Origin of the sequence: Mixta theicola (assembly GCF_002895925.1) — a bacterium.
Taxonomy (GTDB): Bacteria; Pseudomonadota; Gammaproteobacteria; order Enterobacterales; family Enterobacteriaceae; genus Mixta; species Mixta theicola.
The window spans coordinates 223,509-250,071 of record NZ_NWUO01000002.1; the positions used below are offsets into that span (position 1 = coordinate 223,509).

Consider the following 26,563-nt stretch of genomic DNA (forward strand, 5'->3'; position numbering starts at 1 on the left):
ACGGAAGTCTGTCCGCTCAATGGTTTACACTGTAGGGAGTTTACCGCAACAGTGAAAGCGCAATATTTCGAGTCCAATATTCAAAATTCCTGAACAAGCGTAGAGGCGATCCTCGTCAACACGCGGCCTGTGTTAACATACGCCGCAAGAAATGAATGTCATGTCGGCCTGTGCCGACCACGCGGCGGCCATAACAGCAATCAGAAGCCGCTGTGTTAATAAGGTAATTAATATGTCTGTCGAATCAAACGCATCCCCGCTGGCCCCTTTCTGGGCGCGGCTGGATAACATGACGCTGCGGGACCGCCAGCGTCTGCAGCGCCGCCTGCACGGCGCTAAAAAGATAAAAAGCCCAACGGCCCGGCAGAATATCGCCGGGGAGCTGGAGAAAGAGTTTGCGCAGGCCGAGCAGCGTTTGCAGCAGCGGCAGGCGGCAACGCCGACTATTCGCTTTCCGGAGAATCTGCCGGTTAGCCAGAAACAGCAGGAAATTGCCGACGCCATCCGCGATCATCAGGTGGTTATCGTAGCGGGGGAAACCGGCTCCGGTAAAACCACTCAGCTGCCGAAAATTTGCCTGACGCTGGGGCGCGGCGTAAAAGGGCTGATTGGCCATACTCAGCCGCGTCGTCTGGCGGCGCGCACGGTAGCCAACCGTATTGCCGATGAGCTGGAAACCTCGCTCGGCGGCTGCGTAGGCTATAAGGTGCGCTTTAACGATCAGGTTAGCGATACGACGCAGATCAAACTGATGACGGACGGTATTCTGCTGGCGGAAATTCAGCAGGATCGGCTGTTAATGCAGTACGACACCATCATTATCGATGAAGCGCACGAGCGTAGCCTGAATATCGATTTTCTGCTCGGCTACCTGCGTGAGCTGCTGCCGCGCCGGCCCGATTTAAAAGTTATTATCACCTCGGCGACCATCGATCCGCAGCGCTTTTCGCGCCATTTCAATCATGCGCCGGTAGTGGAAGTCTCCGGCCGTACGTATCCGGTTGAGGTGCGCTATCGGCCGGTAGTTAACGATGTGGATGACAGCGATCGCGATCAGCTACAGGCGATTTTTGATGCGGTCGATGAGCTGGGGCAGGAAAGCAGCGGCGATATTCTGATTTTTATGAGCGGCGAACGCGAGATCCGCGATACTGCCGATGCGTTAAGCAAACGCGACCTGCCGCATACGGAAATCTTGCCGCTTTACGCGCGCCTGTCGAACGCCGAGCAAAACCGGGTCTTTCAGTCACACAGCGGACGCCGCATCGTGCTGGCGACAAACGTAGCGGAAACGTCGCTAACGGTGCCCGGAATTAAATATGTTATCGATCCCGGCACGGCGCGCATCAGCCGCTACAGCTACCGCACGAAAGTGCAGCGTCTGCCGATCGAGCCGGTATCGCAGGCGTCGGCCAACCAGCGTAAAGGGCGCTGCGGCCGTGTTTCCGAAGGGATCTGTATTCGTCTCTATTCCGAGGAGGATTTCTTAAGCCGCCCGGAATTTACCGATCCGGAAATTCTGCGCACCAACCTGGCTTCGGTCATTTTGCAAATGACCGCGCTCGGACTGGGCGATATTAGCGCCTTTCCGTTTGTTGAAGCGCCGGACAAGCGCAACATTCAGGATGGCGTGCGCCTGCTGGAAGAGCTGGGCGCTATCACCGAAGAGGAAAATGGCCGCTATCGTCTGACGCCGTCGGGTCGCCAGCTGGCGCAGCTGCCGGTCGATCCGCGACTGGCGCGCATGGTGCTGGAGGCTCAGAAGTATGGCTGCGTGCGTGAAGTAATGATTATCGTCGCGGCGCTCTCTATTCAGGATCCGCGTGAGCGTCCGGTAGAAAAGCAGCAGGCCGCCGATGAGAAACATCGCCGCTTCGCCGATAAAGAATCTGACTTTATCGCCTTCGTTAATCTGTGGAACTATTTACAGGAGCAGCAGAAAGCGCTGTCCGGCAACGCCTTCCGTCGCCAATGTAAAACCGATTATCTGAACTATCTGCGCGTGCGTGAATGGCAGGATATTTATACCCAGCTGCGTCAGGTGGTGCGTGAACTGGGCATGCCGGTGAACAGCGAACCGGCGCCTTACCGTGAAATTCATACCGCGCTGCTTACCGGTTTGCTGTCGCATATCGGCCTGAAGGATGTGGAAAAGCAGGAATTCAGCGGCGCGCGTAACGCCCGCTTCGCTATTTTCCCCGGCTCGGCGCTGTTTAAAAAACCGCCCAAATGGACCATGGTGGCGGAGCTGGTGGAAACCAGCCGCCTCTGGGGACGCATCGCCGCACGTATCGATCCCGAATGGATCGAGCCGCTTGCCCAGCATCTGCTGAAGCGCAGCTATAGCGAGCCGCACTGGGAGAAAGCGCAGGGCGCGGTAATGGCGATGGAAAAGGTGACGTTGTACGGCTTGCCGATTGTTAACGCGCGCAAGGTTAACTACGGCAAAATCGATCCGCAGCTGTCGCGCGAGCTGTTTATTCGTCATGCGCTGGTGGAGGGTGACTGGCAAACGCGCCACGCCTTCTTTAAGGCCAACCAGAAGCTGCGCAGCGAAGTGGAAGATCTGGAGCATAAATCGCGTCGTCGCGACATTCTGGTGGACGATGAAACGCTGTTTGCCTTTTACGACAGCCGCGTGGGGCATGAAGTGGTTTCCGCCCGTCATTTCGACAGCTGGTGGAAAACGGTTAGTCAGCAAACGCCCGATCTGCTCAGCTTCGATAAAGAGATGCTGATTAAACAGGGCGCGGATAAAGTCAGCAAGCTGGATTATCCCAACTTCTGGCAGCAGGGTAATCTTAAGCTGCGTCTTAGCTATCAGTTTGAGCCTGGCGCGGATGCCGATGGCGTGACCGTGCATATTCCGCTGCCGCTGTTAAACCAGATAGAAGAAGCCGGTTTTGAATGGCAAATTCCTGGCCTGCGCCGCGAGCTGATCGTGGCGCTGATTAAATCATTGCCGAAACCGGTTCGGCGTAACTTCGTGCCTGCGCCAAATTATGCCGAAGCATTTTTAGGCCGCGTCACCAGCACCGACATGCCGCTGCTGGACGCGCTGGAACGCGAGTTCCGTCGTATGACCGGTGTCACTATCGACCGTGAGGCCTGGCAGTGGGATCAGGTGCCCGATCACCTGAAAATCACCTTCCGCGTGCTGGACGAGCATAACCGCAAGCTGAAAGAGGGCAAAGATCTGGCGGCCCTGAAGGCAGCGCTGAAAGGCAAAGTGCAGGAAACGCTATCGAAAGTGGCCGACGACGGGCTGGAGCAGAGCGGCCTGCATATCTGGAGCTTTGGCGATCTGCCCAGTCAGTTTGAGCAGCAGCGCGGCAGCTACAGCGTGAAGGCCTGGCCTGCGCTGTTGGATGAAAAAGATAGCGTGGCGATCCGCCTGTTTGACAGCCAGCACGAGCAGCAGAAAATGATGTGGCGCGGTCAGCGTCGCCTGCTGCTGTTGAATATTCCGTCGCCGATAAAATATCTGCATGAAAAACTGCCTAACAAAGCCAAGCTGGGACTCTATTTTAATCCCTATGGCAAGGTGCTGGAGCTGATCGATGACTGTATTACCTGCGGTATTGATAAGCTGATGGCGGAAAATGGCGGACCGGTCTGGAAAGAAGATGCGTATCAACAGCTGCATGAGAAGGTGCGTGCCGGGCTGAATGATACGGTGGTGGAAATCGCTAAACTGGTCGAGCAAATCCTGACGGCGGTATTTAATATCAACAAACGGCTTAAAGGGCGCGTGGATATGACCATGGCGCTGGGGCTGGCAGATATTAAAGCGCAGATGAGCGGCCTGGTTTACCGTGGTTTCGTGACCCGGAACGGCTGGAAACGCTTGCCCGATACGCTGCGTTATCTGCAGGCGATTGAACGGCGGCTGGAGAAACTGCCGGTTGATCCGCACAGCGACCGGGCGCGTATGCTGAAAGTGGAGCAGGTGCAGCAGGCCTGGCAGAGCTGGCTGAATAAGCTGCCGCCTGCCCGCCGCGATGATGAAGATGTGCAGGAGATCCGCTGGATGATCGAAGAGCTACGCGTGAGCTATTTCGCCCAGCAGCTTGGCACGCCTTATCCCATTTCTGATAAGCGCATCCTGCAAACCATGGAGCAGATTGCCGCCTGATAAATGCTGGCCGCTGCGTTACTCGGCGGCCAGCGCTTCCAGATCGTCATGAAAAGCGGTAACGGCAATCGCCCGGTTATCGGCGCGATAGCGGTCCGCAGCTGCCGGGGCCGAGCTTTGTACCGCAATCAGCCGCCAGCCTTCGGCGGTTTGCAGCAGTAAAGGCGAGCCGCTGTCGCCGGGCAGGGTATCGCACTGATGCGACAGCACTGAACGCTGCGCCCAGCCGGTGATTAAGCAGTCGCTGTGTGACCAGAGCGCATCAAGATGATCCTCCGGGTAGCCCGCCTGCGTGACTTTACGGCCGGTGGTTTTTAATGCGGCGGTCAGATCGCTGCGCGAGCCGCTAAACAGCGGCACCGGCGTAATGCCGGAAGGCGGGTTGCGCAGCACGATCAGACCGTAGTCATAGGGAGCCGCCGCCGCCGGAACAATCCAGCCATCGCCATCCGCCTTGAGTTTCTTACCCAGGCTGGCGTCCACACGTCCTTCAATATCATGGATCTCATACCGCCAACCGTTATCGCTGGCAATAAAGCGCAGCGCTACCGGCTTATCAAGCTGGCCCGGCGGCGTAACCAGGCAGTGCCCGGCGGTAAGCGCCAGATGCGTTGAAATAAGCGTTGCGCTACAGAGATTACCGCTTGCGGTTTCCAGCTGCCCAATGGCTTCCCAGGGCACGCTGGTAGCATGATCGACGGGCTTACGATCGTCGTGACCAAAGAACAGCATCTTTAGCTCTTCAGGGCCAGGGCCATCATCGCTGTCATCATCCGCATGAGAAAAGCAGGAAAAACAGAGTAAACCCACTACTAACACAGCCGTTATGCGCATATCTCTCTCAAAAAAGGGGAGAATTATAAGAATATAAAGGGTTAACACGCGTCATGCGTAACTATAGACGGTGAGCAGCAAAAAAGGGAGTTTAATTCGGAATATCAGTGTGCTACGCGCATTAAACGTAGAAGCAGGCCGCAATGGCACCGCAGAGAATCATTACGAAGAGAATAATTTCGAAACGATAGCGACGTACCATTCCTGCTACTCCGGGAAAAACACCCGGCAGTCCGGGTGTTTGAGATGGATAACTAAGCGCCTGCGCTACCCGCGCTTTGGTTGGTCAGCGCTTTGAAACACCCGGCACGCCGGGCGTTATCAGGCGGTTATCGTCAGGAGCGCGCTCCTGCCATTATTTTGCTGCCGGCTTAGCGGCGTGTTTGTGGTGCTTTTTCGCCGCCTGAGCTTTCTGCGCTACCGGCTTAGCAGCGTGTTTGTGGTGCTTCTTCGCTGCCTGAGCTTTCTGCGCTACCGGCCTGGTCGCTTTCTTGTGGTGCTTTTTCGCCGCCTGGGCTTTCTGATCTGCCGGTTTAGCGGCTTTTTTATGATGTTTTTTTGCTGCCTGCGCTTTCTGCGCCGCGGCTTTTTTATGTTTGTGATGTACAGCTTTGTGGGTGGTTTTAGCCGGAGCAGCCGTGGCAGCGGCAGCGGCAGCAGCAGCCGGGGCAGCCGGAGCGGCGGCGGTATCCGCTGCGAAAGCCACGGAAGAGATACCCATAGCAGCGGCTACAACCAGAGCAAATAATTTTTTCATTGCAAAATCCTCTATTTCTTTATCATTAGCCCACTGCGGGGCCGGTGAAAAGACTATAGAGAAACGCGTGCGGGCTTTCCGTGAGTGATTGGTATCGGCGTGTAACCGAATGTACAGAGCAGAAGTTGACGGATGCGAAGCGTCAGAAAAATAAAACAGGGTATTGACGCATAACGACATATGAGTTTGACACCGGATGAAAAGTGAATTTCTCGGAGAGCAGTGGTAGATATAAACCAGAAGCGTGTAGCGTTTTTGATGAAAATGTTAATAAAAAATAAACCGGGTTTACTGTAATAAGAGAAAAAGCAGGCGTTAATTACAATACGCCTGCTTTTTGTTTTAGGTTGTATTTTTTTATTGTTCGGACAATGAAAAAATAACCGATTGTTGGTGGGGCTTCTTTAATTAACTTTCTAAAACATTCAAAAGAAGAAGTGATTTTTTAGGTTAATTGACAACAGGCTATTATGGATGTACGCCGGGGTCACATACATTAATGCAGACGCCATTGTCATTACAAATGATAGCGCAGCCTTTGGTAGCATTCGTTTCAAAGGCTGAGGCAGAAGCTGATAATAGCCCGCCGGAAAGCAGCAAAGAGCTTAACGCGATTTTTAATGTTTTAGTCATAATAAATATCCTTAATTAAATGATTTTCGTGTTTTCTCATTAGGTGGCGAACCATTTATAAGCTATATAAGTTAAGGTTTGTTATAAATATTGAAAAGTTATGTCATTATGAATAATTATTAATGCAGTTGCTTAAATAAAGAATATTTAAGCCGTTATTAGCGGCGATTGATGAAGGTTAATAACCTCCGACGATTTAAAACGGAATTAATCTCGTCGCCGACCGGCAAAAGCTAACGCTGACATAGTCCAAACTATCGCTGTCGATAATGACGTGACCGTCAATTGCCAGCGCGATGGATGGCAACATCGCCACGCTCAGGCGTGTCATCAAATGGGCAATGAAGAGAGCTGGCCTGCCGGGAAGCAGGCCAGCTAATCATTAAATTATTCAGAAGCGAGGTAGCGCTGTTCCAGATGACGACGGAAATGCAGCGGATTGAGATCTTCACCGCTGGCCTGAGTCATCAGCTGGGCGGTAGGGAAACGGCTGCCGTGCTGCCAGATATTCTGGAAAAGCCAGTTAAAAATCGGCTGCAGCTCGCCGGTCGCGATCTGCGACTCCAGCTGCGGCAGGGCGAGTCTCAGCGCCTGGAAAAGCTGTGCCGCATACATAGCGCCCAGCGTATAGGTGGGGAAATAGCCGAAGGCGCCGTCGGTCCAGTGAATATCCTGCATGCAGCCATCACGGTAGTTGCCTTTTGTATCCAGGCCAAGATAGCGCTGCATTTTTTCATCCCACAGCGCCGGAATATCGTCCACCTCAATATCACCGGCAATCAGGGCGCGTTCGATTTCATAGCGCAGGATCACGTGCAGCGGATAGCTGACCTCATCGGCGTCTACGCGAATAAAGCCGCGCTTTACGCGCTGGTTGAGCCGGACAAAATTAGCGGGCGTTAAGGCGGGCTGATCGCCCATCTGCGCGATAACCTGCGGCAGAATATGCTGCAGGAACGGCGCGCTGCGCGCCAGCTGCATTTCGAAGAGCAGGCTTTGCGACTCATGAACTGCGGTGGATCGCGCCAGCGCAACCGGCTGATTACGCCAGGTTTTCGGCAGATTTTGCTCGTAGCGGGCGTGTCCGGTTTCGTGGATCACGCCCATCATGGCGCTGACAAACTCATTTTCGTTGTAGCGCGTGGTAATGCGCACATCATCCGGCACGCCCCCGCAGAAGGGATGCGCGCTGACGTCCAGGCGACCGGCGTTAAAATCGAAACCGAGCAGCGTCATCAGTTGTAAACCCAGCTGACGCTGCGCCTCGACCAGAAAAGGGCCCACGGGCGTATCAACCGGTTCGGCGGCCTGTTTTTCCACTACGCGATCGAGCAGGTCCGGCAGCCACTGAATGAGATCGCCAAATGTCGCGTCGAGCTGGGCGCTGGTCATCCCTGGCTCATAAAGATCGAGCAGGGCGTCATAGCGCGAACAGCCTGCCGCCTGAGCGCGGATTTCCGCCTCCTCGCGGCTGAGGCTTACCACCTGTTTCAGGTTGGCGGCGAAACCCTGCCAGTCATTAGCCGGACGCTGTTGTCGCCAGGCATGCTCGCAGCGCGATCCCGCGAGCGATTTCGCCTCCACCAGCGAAGCGGGCAGTAGCGCCGCCTGTTGCCAGGCGCGTTGCATCTCCAGCAGATTGGCCTGCTCCACATCATTCAGCGATTCCTGTTGCGCCGCCTCCAGCCACGTTTTAACCCGGCTATCGGTTAGCAGCTGATGCTGTAAAACGCTCAGCTCAGCCAGCGCTTCACCGCGCGCCTGACTACCGGCGGGCGGCATCATGGTTTGCATATCCCAGCCGGCGATGGCGGAAAGATGACCAAAGCGCGCCAGGCGCTGAAAGGTTTGGGTCAGCTGTTGATAAGCGGATGTCACGTAGATCTCCTTGCTCAGTTAAGAACGGTTCGCCGTACCTCGCAAGGGTAAATCAACCGGCCAGCAAAAGCGAACGCTGGCGCCGCCCAAAGGGCTGCTGTCGATCGTCACATGTCCGCCGAGCGCCAGCGCCACGGACTGGACAATCGCCAAACCAAGGCCGCAGCCGCCGGTTGCGCGATCGCGGCTGGGATCGAGCCGGACAAAAGGCTCAAGAACACGCTGACGCTCCTCCGCTGGAATACCCGGACCATCATCTTCCACCTGCAAACAGGCCTGGCTGCCGTCGAACCACAGGCCAACCCGCAGCCGCTGTCGGGCATAGCGCAGCGCGTTATTTACCAGGTTATCCAGCACGCGCTCCATCAGCCGCGTATCGGAAACGCCAAAGTTTTCGCGCTGCGGCAGATCCAGCGCGATGTCATATTCAGGATGAACCGAACGAATATCAGCAATACGCTCGCCGAGCCAGTTGGCGAGATCGACCGGCTGCAGAAAAAGCTCCACCTGCGGACGATCGAGACGCGCGTAGGTTAATAACTCCTCGATCAATGATTCCAGCTGTTCGATGTCGCGGTTCAGCGCGGCGGATTCTGCGGCGCTGAGGTTATCGCTCATCTCCAGCCGGTAGCGCAGCCGGACCAGCGGCGTTCGCAGCTCGTGCGCAATGTTATCAATCAGCTGCTTTTTGCTGGCGACCAGCGTATTGATATTGTCCGCCATCTGATTAAAGGCCACGCCCAGGCGCACTAGGCTGGAGGCGTTATCAAAATGAATACGTTCATCCAGGTGCCCCTGACCGAAGCGCTGAGCCGCCGACTCCAGCTTCAGCATATCTTTCCAGTAGGGACGCATCCAGATAAACACCGGCAGCGCCAGCGACATGCCGATAAAGGCCAGCAGCGCAATATCCAGCAGCCGCATCTCATGCAGGAAAAACAGATAGGGAATCGGCCCAACCGCCAGCACATAATGGCTGCGGGGAATATGCTGTAAAAAAGTATATTCATCGTCCAGCGCGACAATTTCTCCGGCGCGCAGGCGACGCATACTGCCGGCATCAAGCTGATATTTATTTATCGGCTCGATATGCAGCTTAAAGGAGAGGTTAAGGTCGAGATTATTGATGGTTTTATTCCAGTCGCGCGGCGGAATTTCCCGTAGTTCGCTACGCATCAGATAGAGCGAACTTTTCATTAAGTCGTCCATCGACTGCCGTCCGGCGCGTTCGGCGGTAAACTTGTAGACCAGCCCCACCAGCATGGTCATCACCAGAAAGCAGACAAACAGCAGTAGGTAAAACTGGATAAAAAGTTTTCTCATTACGCGTGCGTATCCCAGGCGTGCGGCGCAAACAGATACCCTTTGTTGCGGATGGTTTTGATGCGATAAGGTTCGGTTGCGCTGTCGTGCAGCTTTTTACGCAGGCGCGAAATTGCCACGTCGATACTGCGATCCATACCGTCATAGCTAACGCCGCGCAGGGTTTTCAGCAATGCGTCACGGTTAAGAATTTGTCCGGCGTGGATGGCCAGCTCCCAGAGCAGATCGTAATCGGCGGTGGAAAGGGCGATAATCTCATCGCCCAGCGTGACCTGGCGATTAAGGGGATCAATCGTTAACGAGCCGAAGCGCAGCGCTTTTTGGCCGTTAACCACCGGGGCTATCTCATCATGCTGCGCCACGCTCGCCTGGCGTAAATGCAGGCGCAGGCGCGCCAGCAGCACCGCCGGCGGCGTGGTTTTCAGGATATAATCATTCGCGCCCATTTCCAGCGACAGAATATGATTCATATCGCTGTCCAGCGAGGTTAGCAGGACAATCGGGCCGGGCCAGCTGGCACGCAGGTCGCGGCACAATGTCATGCCGTCTTTGCCGGGCAGCATAATATCCAGCATCACCAGGTCGGGCTGTTCGCGGGCGATAATCTCTTCAGCGCGATCGCCACGGCTTTCAACAATCACTTCCAGGCCGTGGCGGCTCAGCCAGGCTGCGATCAGTTCACCGACCTCTGGATCGTCTTCAACGAAAACTATTTTATTCATGATGCGGAAATTCAGGCTGCAGATTTAAACAGCATAACCTTTTCAATTAATAACAACCATCAACGTCAGTTAAATGACGCAAGATGTATATTACAAGCTGGATAAACTATGCCATTATATCCGCAGGGTTGTTAAGGTAGGTTGTAACCCTTTTTTTCTGGCCAGGGGGAGAGTGAGGGTGTCAGATAAACAGCTGGCGTCTGCGGGCATGAGTGACCGCATCTGCTTCAATTATACCGATTTTCTTGCTGCATCCTGTAAAAAGCGCTGGAGCTTTGTCGATGCGATTTATGGCGTAATGCCGATCTTTGGTATGGTGACGCGCAATCCAGCGGATTCGCAGCGGCCGCCTTCAGAGCGGCTGAAAGAATTAGCCCTGCAAATCATTTCGACCCAGGTAAGCGATGAAATTAATATCGCCCGGCTGATCACATTAGCCGAACAGCAGCATATCGTGCAGTTTGATATTTTATTGCCTTACCCGCTCTCCAGCGATCAGCTTGAGGCTATTCATCACGAATATCGCAAGCCATTGTCGCTGTCGCAGCAGGAGGAGCGGCTGACTGTTCAGTTTCCAGCCGCCCCATATTAATCACCTTATCAGCATCCAGGTTGCCGGAAAGGCGCCAATGACCAGCAGAGCGATGGCGACACGTTCGACAACGCTCAGCGCATTGAATGCCCGACCGCCACGGCGGGCAAACAGAAACAGCAGCATTCCCGGCGCATAGAGTATTACCGACAGCAGCAGATGCAGCGGGCCGGACGCGTAAAGCAGCCACAGGCCGTAGATGCAGGCGCCCAGCGCCACCGCCGTCATCCAGGCTTCACCTTTATTCCATACCAGCTTCAGCAAATAAGCGCCGACCAGGAAATAGGGCACCAGCACCATTTCCGAAGCGATCGTCAGCAGCGTGTTGTAATCCGAATTGGTTAACCAGATCAAAATCAGGCAAACCTGCACGCTGCCGTTGGTCAGCCACAGCGAGGCGGAAGGCGCATTATGGCGATTTTGCCTGCTCAGGCTGCGCGGGAACGCGCCCTGTTGCGCAGCGATAAAGGGCACTTCGGCCGCCATAATCGTCCAGCTCAAATAGGCGCCGCATACTGATACCACCAGCCCCAGCGCGATAACCGCATTGCCCCATGAGCCAATCAGTTTGGTCATCAACCCGGCCATGGACGGATTACGCATCTCCGCCAGCTCGGCGCGCGGCACAATGCCCAGCGAAAGCAGGGTAACCAGCAGATAAACGGTAAGGGCCGCCAGCACCGCCAGCAGCGTCGCTTTGCCGACGTCGCGCTTATTGCGCGCGCGCGCTGAAACTACCACCGCGCCTTCCACGCCGATAAACACCCACAGCGTAATCAGCATGGTTTGCTTCACCTGTCCCCATACCGGCTGCCCCAGCTCAACGCCGGTAAAATCGAAGTGGAAACGATCATAATTAAAGGCCGCTATCGCCAGCACCACGAACAGACCGAGCGGCACCAGCTTGCCCAGCGTGGCGATCATATTAATGCTGGCGGCCGTCTGTACGCCGCGTAAAACCAGCCAGTGAACCAGCCACAGCAGCAGCGACGCGCCGAGCATCGCCTGCCAGGTGTTACCGTCGCCAAAAATCACCTGTCCTGGGGAATCGGTAAAAAAGCTCAGCGCAGAGAAAACGATAACCAGGTAGGAAACGTTGGCGATAACGGCGCACAGCCAGTAACCCCAGGCGGAGCTGAAGCCAACCAGCTCGCCGAATCCGTCACGGGCATAGGTAAAGATACCTCCGTCCAGCTCCGGTCTGAGGCGCGTCAGCAGCAGCAGCGCCAGCGAAAGAAACAGAATACCCGCGCCGGTAATAGCCCAACCGATAAGAAGCGCGGCGGGGCTGGCCACGGCCGCCATATTTTGCGGCAGGCTAAAAACCCCTGCGCCCAGCATAGAGCTGAGTACCAGCGCGGTCAGCGCGCTAAGGCCTAATTTTTTGTCCAAAAAACCGTCCTGAAACAGAATAAATAACCAGGGAACCGCGTAGCGGTTGACTATTAATCAGGCAGAAAGAGATGGAATCCCTCTTTTCCGCTGAAATAAGGCAGGGATTTTACGGAGAGCGGAGGCGACGTGCAATGCGTGTCTATGCAAAAAGCGCTACAGATTATTCAGAATATGACGGAGCGGCAGAGATGCCGCTCCGGGAAGGGAATTATTTAAACAGATCGGCGGTGACGGTCAGGTTGCCGCCGCTCTGATTTTGCCACTGACGCGTCACGTGATAGAACTTCGCGCCTTTATCCGCGGCGCGCTTGGCGACAGCCTCGGAGATCTCCGTTGGCGTACCAAAGTGGCCGGTAAAGGTGACGGTATCAAACGGCTGCATCTGCGCCGCGGTAATCGCGTTCACTTCCTGAATCTGTTTGCCATCCGGCAGACGCACGGTGTAACGCTCGCCGGAGGAACTCTGGGTTTCGAAGAAACGGCCTACTTTACTGCTTGGCGTTTCTGAAGAGGCGACGCCTGGCAGCTCTACCTGTTTCGCGGCGGCGCCGCCAGCGGCCAGCGCGGCTTTACCGGCTTCAGAGTTACGTGGAATGGCATTGGGGCTCTGCACCTGGCGTTTTGGCGCATCGGCTTTATAGACATAAGCGGTAATGTACTGGTTGCCGCCGCTGTTGGCGTCAATCTGACGCACAATAAAGAAAGAGGCCGCGCCTTTTTCTTTGGCCGCTTTAGCAATCGCTTCATTTACCTCAGGCTGGCTACGATAAAAGCCGCTAACGGAGACGGTATCAAAAGGTTCCAGCGTGTAAGCTTCCGCCTTGGGCAGCTCTTTTACGCCGTTAAAATAGCGATAGCCTGATTTTTTTTCCGCAGCAGGCGCATCGGCGTGATAAAGATCGGCGGTAACGCGCCAGTTGCCGCTGTTGCCGGTCGCGTCGTTAATCCCCTGAATATAAAAAGCTGATGCGCCCATGCTATCTGCACGTCTGGAGACCGCATCGCTGGCCTCACCAATAGAATTAAAACGACCGCTAATATTAATACGTTCGAATGGTTTTAACGCGGCCGCTTTTTCCGGTGACAGCTCCTGCGCCGCCTGGGCGGCCAGCGTCATTGATGACAGCAGAGCAGTCAACAGAAGGGTGTTCTTCAGCTTCATAAAAATAATCCTTCGCCTTACGCAAAAATTGAGTACGAAAACGTGCTGGACTCTTGATGTGTAACAGATTAGCTGTGGATTATTGCATGTAATAATGGCCGCTGTCTCAGTCAATTTATGCCATTCAGGCGTACAGGTTTAATCATAAAAAAGTGCCCCAGGAATGAGCGGTATTTGGACGAGTTTAATTCGCAGTTATCGTTTTAAGCGGTTAATGATACAACTGTTTTAGTTAATTACTTGTTAAATAAGAATAATGTGGCGGTTTATCTGCTTTTTTATTGCCTTTCTTTCAGCAGAATATGGCTGGCTAAGCGCTATTAATACGGGAAAAATATTGTCTGAGCGAATCGAAAAGGGATTTTTGCGTAAAAACTTTCAGCGCAGTCTGTAGCGGGTAGATTACGCGACATATATTCAGTAGGTTATAAACACTTTGATACAAGTCTGGGACGCACAACGGCGCTGCCGTTGCGTTTCAACATCTTCACTAACCGATGAAAGGGAAAACTATGTTAATTGGAGTACCCAAAGAACGGTTGCCGAATGAAGCCCGTGTGGCTGCAACGCCGAAAACGGTGGAGCAGTTGCTGAAGCTGGGTTTTAGCGTGGCAATTGAACAGCAGGCGGGCATCGCGGCCAGCTTTGCAGATAGCGCTTATCAGCAGGCAGGTGCGACGCTGGTCGATCGCCAGCAGGCTTTGCAGGCCGATATTGTGCTGAAAGTTAACGCGCCTGATGAAGAAGAGATCGCGCTGCTGCGCGAAGGCAGCACGCTGATAAGCTTTATCTGGCCCGCACAGAATCCGCAGCTGATGGAAAAGCTGGCCGCGCGCAATATTAACGTGATGGCGATGGATGCGGTGCCGCGAATTTCCCGTGCGCAGTCGCTGGATGCGCTGAGCTCGATGGCCAATATCGCCGGTTACCGCGCAGTGGTGGAAGCGGCGCATGAGTTTGGGCGCTTTTTTACCGGCCAGATCACCGCCGCAGGTAAGGTTCCTCCGGCCAAAGTTATGGTCATCGGCGCTGGCGTAGCGGGGCTGGCCGCAATCGGCGCTGCCCGTAGCCTGGGCGCTATTGTGCGTGCTTTTGATACCCGTCCTGAGGTCAAAGAGCAGGTCAAAAGCATGGGCGCCGAGTTCCTTGAGCTTGATTTTAAAGAGGAGGCGGGCAGCGGCGACGGCTATGCCAAAGTGATGTCGGAGGCCTTTATTGAGGCTGAAATGGCGCTTTTCGCCGCCCAGGCTAAAGAGGTGGATATTATTATCACCACGGCGCTTATTCCCGGCAAACCCGCACCGCGCCTGATTACCCGCGATATGGTTGCCGCCATGAAGCCCGGCAGCGTCGTGGTGGATCTGGCGGCGCAAACCGGCGGCAACTGTGAACTCACCGTCGCGGATACGGTAACCACCACCGGGAACGGCGTAAAAATCATTGGCTATACCGATTTGCCCAGCCGTTTGCCCACCCAATCTTCTCAGCTCTACAGTACTAACCTGGTCAATCTGTTAAAGCTGTTGTGCAAAGAGAAAAATGGCGAAATCGACATTAACTTTGACGATGTGGTGATCCGTGGCGTGACGACGGTTCGCGCCGGCGAGGTGACCTGGCCTGCGCCGCCGATTCAGGTTTCGGCCGCGCCCAAAGCCGCGCAGCCCGCCGCCGCGCCGCAGGCGGCGCCGACATCCTCCGCCTCGCCGTGGCGTAAGTATCTGCTGCTGGCGCTGGCGATTGTGCTGTTCGCCTGCCTCGCTAACGTGGCCCCGGCGGCCTTCCTTTCTCACTTTACCGTTTTTGCGCTCTCCTGCGTGGTGGGTTACTACGTCGTGTGGAATGTCAGCCATTCGCTGCACACGCCGCTGATGTCGGTGACCAACGCCATTTCCGGGATCATCGTGGTGGGCGCGCTGTTGCAGATTGGACATGGCGGCTGGGTAACCTTCCTGGCCTTTATTGCCGTGTTGATTGCCAGCATTAATATCTTTGGCGGTTTTACCGTAACTCAGCGCATGCTGAAAATGTTTCGTAAGAACTAAGGGGTAACAACATGTCTGGCGGATTAGTTACTGCAGCATATATTGTTGCCGCAATCCTTTTTATCTGTAGCCTGGCGGGGCTTTCAAAGCATGAAACCTCGAAGCAGGGCAATATTTTTGGCATGGCCGGGATGGGCATCGCGCTCTTCGCCACCGTTTTCGGCCCGGATACCGGCAATATCGCCTGGATTTTGCTGGCGATGGTCATCGGCGGCGCAATCGGTATTCATCTGGCGAAAAAAGTCGAAATGACCGAAATGCCGGAGCTGGTGGCGATCCTGCACAGCTTCGTTGGCCTGGCGGCGGTACTGGTGGGATTAAACAGCTATATCGATCACGGCCCCGGCCTTGAGCCGGTAATGGAAAATATTCATCTGACGGAAATTTTCCTCGGCATCTTTATCGGCGCGGTCACTTTTACCGGTTCACTGGTGGCGTTCGGCAAGCTGCGGGGAAAAATCTCATCGCGTCCGCTGATGCTGCCGCATCGCCATAAGCTTAACCTGCTGGCGCTGGTGGTCTCCTTCCTTCTGCTATGGACGTTTGTTCGCACCGACAGCGTTGGGCTGCAAATTTGTGCGCTGTTAATCATGATGGTGATTGCGCTGGCCTTTGGCTGGCATCTGGTGGCCTCGATCGGCGGCGCGGATATGCCGGTGGTGGTTTCGATGCTGAACTCCTATTCCGGCTGGGCGGCAGCGGCGGCAGGCTTTATGCTGAGCAACGATTTGCTGATCGTCACCGGCGCGCTGGTGGGATCGTCGGGGGCCATTCTCTCTTACATTATGTGTAAGGCGATGAACCGTTCGTTTATCAGCGTGATTGCTGGCGGCTTCGGCACGGACAGCAGTTCGGCGTCAGGTGAGGGCGAAGAAAGCGGCGAGTATCGTGAAATTAACGCGCAGGATACGGCTGAACTGTTGAAAAGCTCCTCAACGGTTATCATCACGCCGGGCTACGGCATGGCGGTGGCGCAGGCGCAGTATCCGGTAGCGGAAATTACGGAAAAACTGCGCGCGCGCGGCATTAACGTGCGGTTTGGTATTCATCCTGTGGCTGGCCGTCTGCCGGGTCATATGAACGTACTGCTGGCTGAAGCAAAGGTGCCGTATGATGTGGTGCTGGAGATGGATGAAATTAACGATGACTTCGCTAATACCGATACGGTGTTGGTTATCGGCGCGAACGATACCGTTAACCCCGCAGCGCAGGAAGATCCCCGCAGCCCGATTGCGGGTATGCCGGTACTGGAAGTCTGGAAAGCGCAAAACGTCGTGGTGTTCAAACGCTCGATGAACACCGGCTATGCGGGCGTGCAAAATCCGCTGTTCTTTAAAGAGAATACGCAGATGCTGTTTGGCGATGCCAAAGCCAGCGTAGAGGCGATTCTTAAAGCGCTGTAAGGTCATAAAAAAGCCGCCGTCGGCATAACGCTAACGGCGGCTTTCAATTGCGGAGTTAACCGCGCGTTTTAATCGTCCTCATCATCATCCAGCTCAATCGACGACGTAAAGTTGTCCGGCTTAATCACCAGCAGATCGCAACGTAAATGGTCGATAACCTGTTCAGCGGTATTGCCCAGGAAAGCGGCCGACAGCCCGGTACGGCCGATAGTGCCTAAAACCACTACGCCCGCGTTCAGGTGATCCGCCAGGTCCGGGATCACTTCCTCCGGCAGACCTTTAGCGACGTGGGTGAACTTTTCATCAATAGAGAATTTTTGCCGCAGCGCTTTCATCGCCACCAGATGCTGACCACGGATAGCATCGTTATAGATGCTGGGATCGAAATCGGGCAGCTCAATGGCGATATTAATCGGCGTAACCGGATAGGCGCCGACCAGATGCACCTCAGTATGGTTTACCATTGCGGCCAGCTCGGTCGTTTCACGGATCAGCTTTTGATTAAGGCCGTCATGGTGAGGTTCTTCACTGGCAAGGTTAACGGCCACCACCGCTTTACCCTGTTCCGGCCAGGGCTGATCTTTCACCATCCAGACCGGGCAGGGACATTTACGTAACAGATGCCAGTCGGTAGGGGTAAAAATGACCGACTCCAGCCGATCGTGCTGGTGGGCCATTTTTAAAACTAAATCATGTTGACCAGCGAGGACTTCCTGAATAATCGCTTCAAAGGGACGGTTATGCCACACGACTTTGATTTCGATATTCACGCCCGCTTCCAGATAAGCATGCGCCTGTTCGCGAATCCATTCCGTTCGCTGGCTAATCACCCCCTGGCGCATAGTGGTGCGTTCATCGGGTGAAAGAAGGGTAGTCATCTCGTAGGAAAAATCATAAATGGGCAAAAATGCCTTAATTTTCCCGCCGATACGCTGGTTGAGATAGACGGCCCGACGTAATGCAGGCTGATCGTCCTGTTCAGGATCTATCGCCACCAGAACATTTTGATACTTAACCATAATGGCTTCTCCAGTCACCAGAGCGTGTCAGCTAAAGATAGCCCATTAACAGGTCAGGAAAAAGAAGAAAAACCCTGGCCGGATCAATAAAATAATAATTAGTGATCCGGCAAACTTATCAGGCAGCGCCGCGGCTTTGACCGGCCAGTTCGGCCAGCATGGGATGGTTTTCGATAGTAATATATTTGCCTTTCACCGCCAGCATCCCGCTTTTCTGGAAACGTCCCAGCAGGCGGCTGATGGTTTCCACCGTCAGGCCCAGATAGTTACCAATATCGCCACGCGTCATGGTCAGGCGGAACTCGCGCTGCGAGAAGCCGCGCTGGCCGAAACGACGCGCCAGATTCCAGATAAAGGCCGCCAGACGCTCTTCGGCATTTTTCTTTGACAGCAGCAGGATCATATCCTGGTCGCCTTTGATCTCGCCGCTCATCAGACGCATCATCTGCTGACGCAGGGCGGGCATTTTGCCGGAAAGATCGTCCAGCGTTTCGAACGGGATTTCACACACCATTGAGGTTTCCAGCGCCTGAGCAAAACTGGGATGATGCCCGGAGCCGATAGCGTCGAAGCCGACCAGGTCGCCCGCCAGATGAAAGCCGGTGATTTGCTCATCGCCCTGTTCGGTAATGGTATAGCTTTTGATGGTTCCGGAACGAATAGCATATAACGAACGCAGTTCATCACCGGCCTTAAACAGCGCCTGACCTTTCTGAATCGGCTTTTTACGCTCGATAATATTGTCCAGCTGGTCCAGCTCGTGCTCATTCAGGGTGAAGGGAATACAAAGTTGACTAATACTGCAGTCCTGGCAATGAATTGCGCATCCACCAGACTGGATGCGACGAATGCTGCGTTTTTCCGGGATCATCATACATCCTCGACAATAATTGACTGAGGTCAATTTTAACATCCTTCTTAAGCGAAATGGAATGCATCAGCGCACTTTTAACCGCATAAAAATCAGGGTTGTTATCGATTAATAACATCAATGTAACGGGCGGGGTAAAATTTGTACGCCTTTTTGTTAACCGATGACGGGAAAGTACTTTTTATAATGTTGCCGCGCAGAAACTTATTTTTAACACTTAACTAACCTGACAAAAAATAGCCCGCCAGCCGTTCAATAAATGAACAAAAATAACCGCCATGCTGAACGGCAGTATTGGCTTTTGGCAACGTCCCGCTAATCGGTTAAACTTGCCGGGACGCACGGTCATCTTCTTCTTCGTATACTGCCACGATACACCAGGCGTGAGGTAAGCCCCATGAACCTTGACGATAAAGATCTGTTTCGTGACGCTATGGAAGGCGTCGCTCCGCTGAAAGATTGCGCTAATATTCACTGGCTAAAAGCGCCGACGCCAAAAGCGCCGCGCCAGCCCGTTAATGAGGAAATGGAGAACTTCCTTACCCGCGGTTACCTCGATATTGTTCCGCTCAGCGTGCCGCTGGAATATAAAGCCGAAGGCATTCAGCAGGGCGTACTTGATAAGCTGCGTCTGGGAAAATATAAGCTGGATGCCAGCCTGAACCTGCTGCGTCAGCCAGTGGAGGCATGCCGTCAGGCGGTATTTGCCTTTATGATGGAAGCGCGCAAGGATAATCTGCGCAACCTGCTGATTGTGCATGGGAAAGGCAGGGAAGATGAATCGCATGCCAATATCGTGCGCAGCTATCTGGCACGCTGGCTGCAGCAGTTTGACGATGTGCAGGCGTTCTGTATCGCTCAGCCACAGCACGGCGGCAGCGGCGCTATTTACGTAGGCATGCGTAAAACGGAACAGGCACGGCTGGATAACCGTGAACGGCACGCAAAACGCAGCCGTTAACCTCTGCGGCTGGCCTTGACCAGCCGTTGATTTCTGCCCCTGACCTCAGCCATCCAGCATTTATTATCCAGAATGACATTTACGGATCGTCGCCAGCAGGATCTCTGCGCTAAGGCACAGCGGATTGCCGGAGCGGGTAATAATGCCTACCGGCTCACCGGGCCCGTGCGAAGCCACGGGCAACGCCGCCAGCGAACTGTGTGAAAGATCTTCTTTTACCGCCCCCGACGGGACAAACCAGACATAGTCATAACGCAGCGCAAGCTGTCGCGCCAGTGAGGTGGAAGAGGTTTCCACGCAGCTGGCCGGCAGTTTGCAACCCTGTTCATCCATCATTGCCTGGGCAATGCGGCGCGGCGCGGTCCCTTCCGGTGAAATCACCACTGGCCACTGAAGCGCGCGGGAAAGCGTGACATTGTCACTTAAAAGCGGATGTTCCGGCCTGACCACCAGCCGTAAAGATTCCAGGAATAGCAGTTCATAAGCCAGCCCGGCCATCATACCGGCATCCGCCATGCGGCCAATGCCAATATCAAACTCACCGGCTTTCAGCCCGGCCAGCAGTACGTTATTGTGCAGCGTGGCTACCTGCACCGTTGCCTGCGGCTGTTGTTGATGAAAACGATCGAGGATCTGTGGCAGCATGCCCATCGCCGCCGTCGTAAGCGCGCCCAGCCGGATCACCACCGGCCTGTCGCTAACCGGACTGGCAAAAGACTGACCGGCATGGTTAAGCGCATCAAGCACCTTGATGGCGTGCGTTAAAAACTGTTCGCCGATAGTCGTCAGCTGCGCTCCCAGCCGCCCGCGCTCAAACAGGCGCACGCCGGTCAGCTCTTCCAGTTCGTTAAGTGTTTTAGAAAGTGCGGGTTGGCTCAGGCTGAGCGTTTCCGCCGCGCGGCCCAGCGTACCTTGCTGTGCGACCGCGACGAACGTATGTAGATGACGCAGACGAATGCGCTGATTAAAAAGATAGTTTTTGTCCATGCAGAAAGAGTAGAGAGGCTGACAGAATTAACGCAAGCAGCAGGCTGTAATTTTGTTAACTTTATTGCAAATTAAATTTAACATTATCGCGCTTTGTCCAGGAAATAGCCGGTATTCACCGCGGCGAAGGTAATCCTTTACCTGCGCGCCATAATTTTTTCGTATGGTTAACCGCAGCGGCGGCAGTCAGAAAAAACGCTGGGCTGATAAATTTTCAGGCAGCCGTAAAGTCATAGCGGCAGGGCATAGCGTTTCGCTATGATAAGGCGTTTTTATCTCCACCGGGCGCTTTAACCGTTAACAAGCCACAGGGAGTCAACTTCTGGACAGCATAAAGGCCATTGACGTTCGCCAGCGTATTAATCAGCACGGGTTAAGTGCATTTCAACGACGGATTATTGCCCTCGGTTTTATTATCGTGGCGCTGGATGGTATGGACATCGCGGTAATGGGTTTTATTGCGCCCGCCTTGCGCAGCGCCTGGCAAATATCCAGCCACCAGCTTGGCATGGCGATCGGTGCCGCATTGGTTGGGCTGGCGCTGGGTGCGATGTTTGCCGGTCCGCTGGCCGATCGTTACGGACGGCGCTGGATCATTATCAGCAGCGTGTTCTTTTTTGGTCTCTGGACGCTGGCGACGGCGATGGCGCAAAACATTGAGCAGATGATGCTGTTCCGTCTGCTGACCGGGCTGGGGCTGGGTGCCGCGATGCCTAATGTGGGAACGCTGGTATCTGAGTATGCGCCTGAACGACAGCGTGCATTCCTGATCACCGTGGTGTTCTGCGGTTTCACCTTCGGCGCTGCCAGCGGCGGTTTCGCCGCTTCCTGGCTGATCCCGACGTTCGGCTGGCATGCGGTGCTGCTGCTGGGTGGCATTTTACCGTTGCTGCTGCTGCCGCTGTTACTGCGCTACCTGCCCGAATCGGTGCGCTTTCTGCTGGCGCAGCGGGCGCCGGACTGGCGTATCCGCGCTATTGTGGAAAAGATGTGGCCGGGCAGCACCACGCCATATAGCACGTTCCTTTATCCCGCTCTGGTGCCGGGCGTGGGCGGTATCCGCACCGTGCTTTCCGGTCAATACCGTTTCGGCAGCCTGATGCTGTGGGGCGGCTACTTTATGGGCCTGTTTCTGGTCTATCTGATTGGCAGCTGGATGCCCGCGCTAATTGGCGATTTGGGTTTGAGCGTGACCGCCGCCGCGCTGATTACCGCCATGTATCAGGCGGGCGGCACGCTGGGATCGCTGTTCGCCGGCTGGTTAATGGATCGGGTTAATGCCAACCTGGCGCTGGCGGTCATCTATTTTGGCGGCGCGCTGGCGGCTATTTTGCTTGGCTGCGCACCGGCCCAGCCGCTGCTGATGGCCCTTATCGCTTTCTGCTGCGGCTTCTGTTTCAACGGCGCCAATACCGGGATGAATGCGCTGGCCGCCAGCTACTATCCTACCCCGGCACGCGCCACCGGCTCCAGCTGGATGCACGGCATCGGCCGCATCGGTGCCATTCTTAGCGCCTTCGCCGGAGCGGAAATGCTGGCGCTGGGCTGGCAGTTTAGCCAGATATTTATGTTGCTGGCTTTGCCTGCGGTGCTTACCACGCTGATGCTACTGGCAAAACAGCGATGGGGCTAATGCGGCTTAGCGCTTGTAAAGGCGGCGTGACAGCCAGTGCCGCGCCGCTTTCACTAACTTGATCACAAATTTAACACCTTTTTTCCGCCCGCTTTTTGCTTGCTCTACAGTGGCAGCAGAGAGACGCAAAAAAAGGCGGAGTTATGCAAAAGTTTGTTAGCGCGGATGCGCTGCGGGAACGTTTTTCTCAGGCGATGTCCGTCATGTATCAGCAGGAGGTGCCGCAGTACGGCACTTTATTAACGCTGGTGGCGGAGGTCAATCAGCAGATACTGGCACAGGACAGGGCTTTAGCCGAGCGGCTTACGGCGGCGGATGATCTGTCGCGTTTGAGCGTGGAGCGTCACGGCGCCATTCGGGTCGGCAGCGCGCAGGAGCTGAATACGCTGCGTCAGCTGTTTGCCATTATGGGCATGTATCCGGTGGGCTATTACGATCTTGCGCCGGCGGGCGTGCCGGTTCATTCAACGGCCTTTCGTCCGGTGGAAGGTGACGCGCTGCGCCGCAATCCGTTTCGGCTGTTCACCTCTTTGCTGCGGCTGGAGCTGATTGAAGATGCTGCGCTACGGCAAAAGGCGCAGTCGATACTCGCAGCCCGTCAGATTTTTACGCCGCGCTGCCTGGCGCTAATCGAGCAGCACCAACAGCAGGGTGGTTTTGATGAGCAGACCGCCGCTGAGTTTGTGCGCGAGGCGCTGGAAACCTTTCGCTGGCACCGACAAACCACTGTCGATCGCACCACGTATCACGCGCTGCATCAGCAGCACCGCTTAATTGCCGACGTGGTCTGTTTTCCCGGCTGTCATATCAATCACCTTACGCCGCGCACGCTGGATATCGATCGGGTTCAGGCATTGATGCCTGAGCGTGGGATCGTGCCGAAGGCGATAATTGAAGGGCCGCCGCGCCGTCAGGTGCCGATTTTACTGCGCCAGACCAGTTTTAAAGCGCTGGAGGAGCCGGTTATCTTTTGTGATGGCGGCGAGGGCAGCCACACGGCGCGCTTTGGCGAAATCGAACAGCGCGGCGTTGCGCTCACGCCAGCGGGGCGTCAGCGTTATGATAGCCTGCTGGCGCAGGCGGGCAGCGGCGCCAGCAACCAGCAGCATCAGCAGCATCTGGCCGACGTTTTCCGCGACTTCCCCGATAACGAACGGGAATTACGCCAGCAGCAGCTCGCCTGGTTTGAGTATCGGCTAACGGAAAAGGGCAGGCAGCAAGGTTTCCCGCCCCATGCTGATAAAGAAGCGCTGATTGACCAGGGACTACTGGTAGCCGATCCGCAGGTTTACGAAGATTTCCTGCCCGTCAGCGCCGCCGGTATTTTCCAGTCCAATCTTGGCGGGCAGGCGCAGGAGACCTTCTCAGCGGCTGCCAGCCGGGCCAGTTTCGAGGAGGCGTTGGGTAGCGCCGTAACCGATGAGATGACGCTGTATGCGGCGCGGCAGACGGCAAGCCTGCAGCGCTGCGGATTGACGTAAATATTTAATCTTTCGCGCTGGCGGGAGCGTTAACGGCCAGCGCGAAAGAAGTCACGCTGCTTAACATTTCTGCGCCTTCAGCCAGACTTTGAGGCTGGATGCGTCCTTCAGCACCTCTTGTTTTTATCTCTTCTGCCTGCTCATCCGCGCCGCTAAAACCCTCTGTTTATCCGAAATGCTATACATTGGGCGGATATCGCCTCGGCTTAATCTGCAAAATCGCCGTCAGCATAGACAATAAAACTGCGTCTGCGAATAATAAGCCCGAGCTTCACGTTGGAAAAAATAATGAAGAATGAATCTTTAAGAATACACACGGCAGAAGGTGCATTACGCGGCACAATTGATGAAGGCATTTTTATTTTTAAAGGCATTCCTTATGCGGCTCCGCCGGTAGGTCCGCTGCGCTGGCGCGCGCCCAAACCCGCCACTCCGTGGAAAGAGGTGCGTGACGCCACGCAATGGGGCAACGCCAGCTGGCAGCAGCGGGCATATTGCGTGCTGGCCGGCGGCGGCGATCCCGGCGACCTTAGCGAAGATTGCCTTTATCTCAATGTCTGGTCGCCGGAAATCCAGCCGTCGAGCCCGCTGCCGGTGATGGTCTGGATCCACGGCGGCGGGTTTACTATCGGCGCTGGCAGCCTGGCGCCCTATAACGGTAAGCCGCTGGCGGCGCGCGGCGTGGTCGTGGTGACGCTTAATTATCGCCTTGGCCATCTGGGATTTTTTGCCCATCCGGCGCTGGACGCCGAATTTCCGCCCGGCGAAGCGGTCAATAATTTCGCGCTGCTCGATCAGATCGCCGCGCTGCAGTGGGTGCAGCGCAATATCGCCGCGTTTGGCGGCGACCGACGCAACGTGACGATCTTTGGCGAATCATCCGGCGGGCGCAGCGTACTGTCGCTGTTTGCCTCGCCGCTGGCGGCAGGGCTGTTTCATAAAGGTATCGTACAGAGCGCTTACAGTTTGCCGGATAAAAAGCGTGATGAGGCGCTGACCAACGGCGTTGCGGTGGCGCATCATCTGGGGCTGGAAAACGCCAGCGCGGAAGATCTGCGTGCGTTGCCCGCCGATAGCTTTTGGTCGCTGCCGCCGCATTTGGGCAACGGTCCGGTAGCGATCGCTGGCGACCGGGTACTGCCGAAACCGGTGGTAGAAGTATTTGCCGCCGCTCGCCAGCACCGTTATCCCCTGATGATCGGTTACAACAGCGATGAAGCCAGCGTGCTGGAATATTTTGGCATCGATTCGACCAGCACCATTACCCGTTTACGTCAGCGTCGTCCGCTGTTGCTGAAGCTGATCAAATCGCTCTATGACGAACATGACGATCGCCGTCTGGGACGCAAAGTCGCGCGTGATATGGCCTTTGGCACCATTACCTGGCTGGCGGTGCAGGCGCAGCACCGCCGCGGGGTGCCGGGCTGGCGCTATTATTTTGATTACGTTTCGGAAAACGCGCGCGACCTCTGCCGCTACGGCAGCTGGCACGGCAACGAAATCCCTTACGTAATGGAAACGATGAATGCGGAAAATCCGCAAATGGCGGATCGCCCCTTTACCGAGGGCGATCGTCAGTTTGCCCGTCGAATCAGCGAATACTGGCTGCGCTTTGCGCATGACGCTACGGAATTTTCGCATCAGCTGACGGGAGAAACCACCTGGCCTGCCTGGCATCCTGGCGAAGATGTCACGCTGCGCTTTGGCGTCAAAGGCGAAGCGGCCATTATTCTGCAGCACCGTTTTATGCGCGTACGTCTGCGCCTGTTGCGTTTGCTGATGCGTGCGATGGTAAAACTGCAGTAGGGCGCGCCTTATCTGTCAGTCGGGCTGACAAAGCCACGCCACCAGCGTTGCAAGATGCGGTGACGTGGCTTTTTCTTCCCGGCTGATTAAGCTGTAGGCCGCGCCGGTTTTAACCGCAGAGGCAAAAGGGGCGATCAGCCGCTGTGCCGCCAGATCGCTTTTCACCAGCGTAATATCCGCAACGGTAACGCCAAATCCCTGAATCGCCGCGCCGATCGCCAAATCCATGGTGGCGAAATGCTGATTACGCCGCATTGGCAGCTCAACCTCCTGCGCCTGTAGCCATAGCTGCCAGTCGCGCTCGTCATTAGTGGGATGCAAAAAGGTAAAGCTGGCGAGACTGGCTACGTCCAGCGGCCTGTTGACCAGCAGGTTTTCGGCCATCACCGGCGTCAGCCGTTCCTCAAATAGCAGATGGCTACCCACCGGCGCGATGCCGTACACAATGGCCGCATCGAAATTTTCCAGCTGGTAGTTATGCGCCAGGGTAGTCGTCAGCTTAACGTGCAGACCGGGATGCTGCTGTTCCAGCTGTACCAGCTTCGGCAGCAGCCAGCGCATTGCACAGCTTGGCGCGCGCAGGCGCAGGGCATTATCGGGCTGCCGGGCCTGCTCGGTCGCGCTCAGCATTAGCTCATAGCCCTGTTTTAACTGCGGCAGCATCGCCGCGCCGCGCGTGGTCAAATGCAGGCCGCGCGCGTGACGATCGAACAGGGTAAAGCCCAGCCATTTTTCCAGCGCGGCGATTTTACGGCTTACCGCACCCTGCGTCAGACAGAGCTCATCGGCGGCGCGGGTCAAATTAAGGTGGCGCGTGGTAACCAGAAAAGCATGAACGGCGTTCAGCGGCAGCGGTTGATGAACCATAGGATGATCCTGAGCTATGAATTTTACGCATAGCTATTATGACAACAATTCGCTTGCCGTCA

The 26,563-nt window shown here is 55.4% G+C and carries 21 protein-coding genes; 8 read left to right on the forward strand and 13 right to left on the reverse strand.

Annotation, left to right across the window (positions count from 1 at the left end; all coding sequences use genetic code 11):
• The first annotated feature begins 232 nt into the window (after positions 1-232).
• Positions 233-4,135 (forward strand): ATP-dependent RNA helicase HrpA, encoded by a 3,903-nt coding sequence (hrpA, locus tag COO59_RS03640; protein ID WP_103058485.1) that lies wholly within the window; start codon positions 233-235, stop codon positions 4,133-4,135.
• A gap of 18 nt (positions 4,136-4,153) precedes the next feature.
• Here hrpA and COO59_RS03645 read toward each other — a convergent pair whose 3' ends face one another.
• The 7 genes from COO59_RS03645 to rstA form a co-directional block, all read right to left on the reverse strand.
• The gene (locus COO59_RS03645) at positions 4,154-4,969 is read right to left on the reverse strand and encodes a trypsin-like serine peptidase (RefSeq protein ID WP_103058486.1); all 816 of its coding nucleotides are present in this window, start codon (positions 4,967-4,969) and stop codon (positions 4,154-4,156) included.
• 121 nt (positions 4,970-5,090) lie between these two features.
• Entirely contained in the window at positions 5,091-5,171 is an 81-nt protein-coding gene (gene ydgU / locus COO59_RS21725; protein ID WP_457920508.1) for a small membrane protein YdgU, read from the reverse strand.
• 153 nt (positions 5,172-5,324) lie between these two features.
• Positions 5,325-5,726, reverse strand: a complete 402-nt coding sequence (asr, locus tag COO59_RS03650; protein ID WP_103058487.1) for an acid resistance repetitive basic protein Asr — start codon at positions 5,724-5,726, stop codon at positions 5,325-5,327.
• A gap of 468 nt (positions 5,727-6,194) precedes the next feature.
• Positions 6,195-6,359, reverse strand: coding sequence for a hypothetical protein (locus COO59_RS20875; RefSeq protein ID WP_165786482.1), 165 nt, complete (start codon positions 6,357-6,359; stop codon positions 6,195-6,197).
• A gap of 387 nt (positions 6,360-6,746) precedes the next feature.
• The gene (locus COO59_RS03655; RefSeq protein WP_103058488.1) at positions 6,747-8,237 is read right to left on the reverse strand and encodes a carboxypeptidase M32; all 1,491 of its coding nucleotides are present in this window, start codon (positions 8,235-8,237) and stop codon (positions 6,747-6,749) included.
• A gap of 18 nt (positions 8,238-8,255) precedes the next feature.
• Positions 8,256-9,560 (reverse strand): two-component system sensor histidine kinase RstB, encoded by a 1,305-nt coding sequence (rstB, locus tag COO59_RS03660; protein ID WP_103058489.1) that lies wholly within the window; start codon positions 9,558-9,560, stop codon positions 8,256-8,258.
• Positions 9,560-10,282, reverse strand: a complete 723-nt coding sequence (gene rstA, locus COO59_RS03665; protein ID WP_103058490.1) for a two-component system response regulator RstA — start codon at positions 10,280-10,282, stop codon at positions 9,560-9,562. Before rstA ends, rstB begins: the two co-directional genes overlap by 1 nt.
• A 178-nt stretch (positions 10,283-10,460) precedes the next feature.
• On the opposite strand from rstA, the gene COO59_RS03670 reads away from it, so the two are divergent.
• On the forward strand, positions 10,461-10,874 hold the full coding sequence (locus tag COO59_RS03670) for a hypothetical protein (RefSeq protein ID WP_103058491.1): 414 nt from the start codon (positions 10,461-10,463) through the stop codon (positions 10,872-10,874).
• Here COO59_RS03670 and COO59_RS03675 read toward each other — a convergent pair whose 3' ends face one another.
• Together COO59_RS03675 and ydgH are read right to left on the reverse strand one after the other, a co-directional pair.
• Positions 10,875-12,266: a basic amino acid/polyamine antiporter gene (locus COO59_RS03675; RefSeq protein WP_103058492.1), complete on the reverse strand. Its 1,392-nt coding sequence runs from the start codon at positions 12,264-12,266 to the stop codon at positions 10,875-10,877.
• A 211-nt stretch (positions 12,267-12,477) separates the two neighbouring features.
• On the reverse strand, positions 12,478-13,431 hold the full coding sequence (gene ydgH / locus COO59_RS03680) for a DUF1471 family protein YdgH (RefSeq protein WP_103058493.1): 954 nt from the start codon (positions 13,429-13,431) through the stop codon (positions 12,478-12,480).
• A 512-nt stretch (positions 13,432-13,943) separates the two neighbouring features.
• On the opposite strand from ydgH, the gene pntA reads away from it, so the two are divergent.
• Complete coding sequence (gene pntA / locus COO59_RS03685; RefSeq protein WP_103058494.1) at positions 13,944-15,473, forward strand: Re/Si-specific NAD(P)(+) transhydrogenase subunit alpha; 1,530 nt, start codon at positions 13,944-13,946, stop codon at positions 15,471-15,473.
• An 11-nt stretch (positions 15,474-15,484) separates the two neighbouring features.
• Complete coding sequence (gene pntB / locus COO59_RS03690; RefSeq protein WP_103058495.1) at positions 15,485-16,876, forward strand: Re/Si-specific NAD(P)(+) transhydrogenase subunit beta; 1,392 nt, start codon at positions 15,485-15,487, stop codon at positions 16,874-16,876.
• Positions 16,877-16,944: 68 nt separating this feature from the next.
• Here pntB and uspE read toward each other — a convergent pair whose 3' ends face one another.
• Both uspE and COO59_RS03700 read right to left on the reverse strand, forming a co-directional pair.
• Positions 16,945-17,895 (reverse strand): universal stress protein UspE, encoded by a 951-nt coding sequence (uspE, locus tag COO59_RS03695; RefSeq protein WP_103058496.1) that lies wholly within the window; start codon positions 17,893-17,895, stop codon positions 16,945-16,947.
• A 118-nt stretch (positions 17,896-18,013) separates the two neighbouring features.
• Positions 18,014-18,766, reverse strand: a complete 753-nt coding sequence (locus COO59_RS03700; RefSeq protein ID WP_038626046.1) for an FNR family transcription factor — start codon at positions 18,764-18,766, stop codon at positions 18,014-18,016.
• A 397-nt stretch (positions 18,767-19,163) separates the two neighbouring features.
• Between COO59_RS03700 and smrA the strand changes: the two genes are divergently transcribed.
• A complete protein-coding gene (gene smrA, locus COO59_RS03705) occupies positions 19,164-19,727 on the forward strand; it encodes a DNA endonuclease SmrA (protein ID WP_103058498.1) in 564 nt (187 codons plus the stop codon).
• Between the two features lie 63 nt (positions 19,728-19,790).
• Here the strand turns inward: smrA and COO59_RS03710 are convergent, their stop codons facing one another.
• Entirely contained in the window at positions 19,791-20,714 is a 924-nt protein-coding gene (locus tag COO59_RS03710) for a LysR substrate-binding domain-containing protein (RefSeq protein WP_103058499.1), read from the reverse strand.
• 322 nt (positions 20,715-21,036) lie between these two features.
• Here COO59_RS03710 and COO59_RS03715 point away from each other — a divergent pair, with 322 nt between their 5' ends.
• The 3 genes from COO59_RS03715 (at position 21,037) to COO59_RS03725 (ending at position 25,634) form a co-directional block, all read left to right on the forward strand.
• The gene (locus COO59_RS03715; RefSeq protein ID WP_103058500.1) at positions 21,037-22,347 is read left to right on the forward strand and encodes an MFS transporter; all 1,311 of its coding nucleotides are present in this window, start codon (positions 21,037-21,039) and stop codon (positions 22,345-22,347) included.
• A gap of 143 nt (positions 22,348-22,490) precedes the next feature.
• Positions 22,491-23,828 carry a 2-oxoadipate dioxygenase/decarboxylase HglS gene (gene hglS / locus COO59_RS03720; protein WP_103058501.1) on the forward strand — a complete coding sequence of 446 codons (1,338 nt, stop codon included), beginning with the start codon at positions 22,491-22,493 and terminating at the stop codon, positions 23,826-23,828.
• A 288-nt stretch (positions 23,829-24,116) separates the two neighbouring features.
• Positions 24,117-25,634, forward strand: a complete 1,518-nt coding sequence (locus COO59_RS03725; protein ID WP_103058502.1) for a carboxylesterase/lipase family protein — start codon at positions 24,117-24,119, stop codon at positions 25,632-25,634.
• Positions 25,635-25,649: 15 nt separating this feature from the next.
• Here the strand turns inward: COO59_RS03725 and COO59_RS03730 are convergent, their stop codons facing one another.
• Positions 25,650-26,501, reverse strand: a complete 852-nt coding sequence (locus COO59_RS03730; protein ID WP_103058503.1) for a LysR substrate-binding domain-containing protein — start codon at positions 26,499-26,501, stop codon at positions 25,650-25,652.
• Between the last annotated feature and the right edge of the window lie 62 nt (positions 26,502-26,563).

Coding starts and splice junctions, on each gene's coding strand:
- hrpA (WP_103058485.1), top strand. CDS start 233: ATGTCTGTCGAATCAAACGCATCCCCGCTGGCCCCTTTCTGGGCGCGG.
- COO59_RS03645 (WP_103058486.1), bottom strand. CDS start 4,969: ATGCGCATAACGGCTGTGTTAGTAGTGGGTTTACTCTGTTTTTCCTGC.
- ydgU (WP_457920508.1), bottom strand. CDS start 5,171: ATGGTACGTCGCTATCGTTTCGAAATTATTCTCTTCGTAATGATTCTC.
- asr (WP_103058487.1), bottom strand. CDS start 5,726: ATGAAAAAATTATTTGCTCTGGTTGTAGCCGCTGCTATGGGTATCTCT.
- COO59_RS20875 (WP_165786482.1), bottom strand. CDS start 6,359: ATGACTAAAACATTAAAAATCGCGTTAAGCTCTTTGCTGCTTTCCGGC.
- rstB (WP_103058489.1), bottom strand. CDS start 9,560: ATGAGAAAACTTTTTATCCAGTTTTACCTACTGCTGTTTGTCTGCTTT.
- rstA (WP_103058490.1), bottom strand. CDS start 10,282: ATGAATAAAATAGTTTTCGTTGAAGACGATCCAGAGGTCGGTGAACTG.
- ydgH (WP_103058493.1), bottom strand. CDS start 13,431: ATGAAGCTGAAGAACACCCTTCTGTTGACTGCTCTGCTGTCATCAATG.
- pntA (WP_103058494.1), top strand. CDS start 13,944: ATGTTAATTGGAGTACCCAAAGAACGGTTGCCGAATGAAGCCCGTGTG.
- pntB (WP_103058495.1), top strand. CDS start 15,485: ATGTCTGGCGGATTAGTTACTGCAGCATATATTGTTGCCGCAATCCTT.
- uspE (WP_103058496.1), bottom strand. CDS start 17,895: ATGGTTAAGTATCAAAATGTTCTGGTGGCGATAGATCCTGAACAGGAC.
- COO59_RS03700 (WP_038626046.1), bottom strand. CDS start 18,766: ATGATCCCGGAAAAACGCAGCATTCGTCGCATCCAGTCTGGTGGATGC.
- smrA (WP_103058498.1), top strand. CDS start 19,164: ATGAACCTTGACGATAAAGATCTGTTTCGTGACGCTATGGAAGGCGTC.
- COO59_RS03710 (WP_103058499.1), bottom strand. CDS start 20,714: ATGGACAAAAACTATCTTTTTAATCAGCGCATTCGTCTGCGTCATCTA.
- hglS (WP_103058501.1), top strand. CDS start 22,491: ATGCAAAAGTTTGTTAGCGCGGATGCGCTGCGGGAACGTTTTTCTCAG.
- COO59_RS03725 (WP_103058502.1), top strand. CDS start 24,117: ATGAAGAATGAATCTTTAAGAATACACACGGCAGAAGGTGCATTACGC.
- COO59_RS03730 (WP_103058503.1), bottom strand. CDS start 26,501: ATGGTTCATCAACCGCTGCCGCTGAACGCCGTTCATGCTTTTCTGGTT.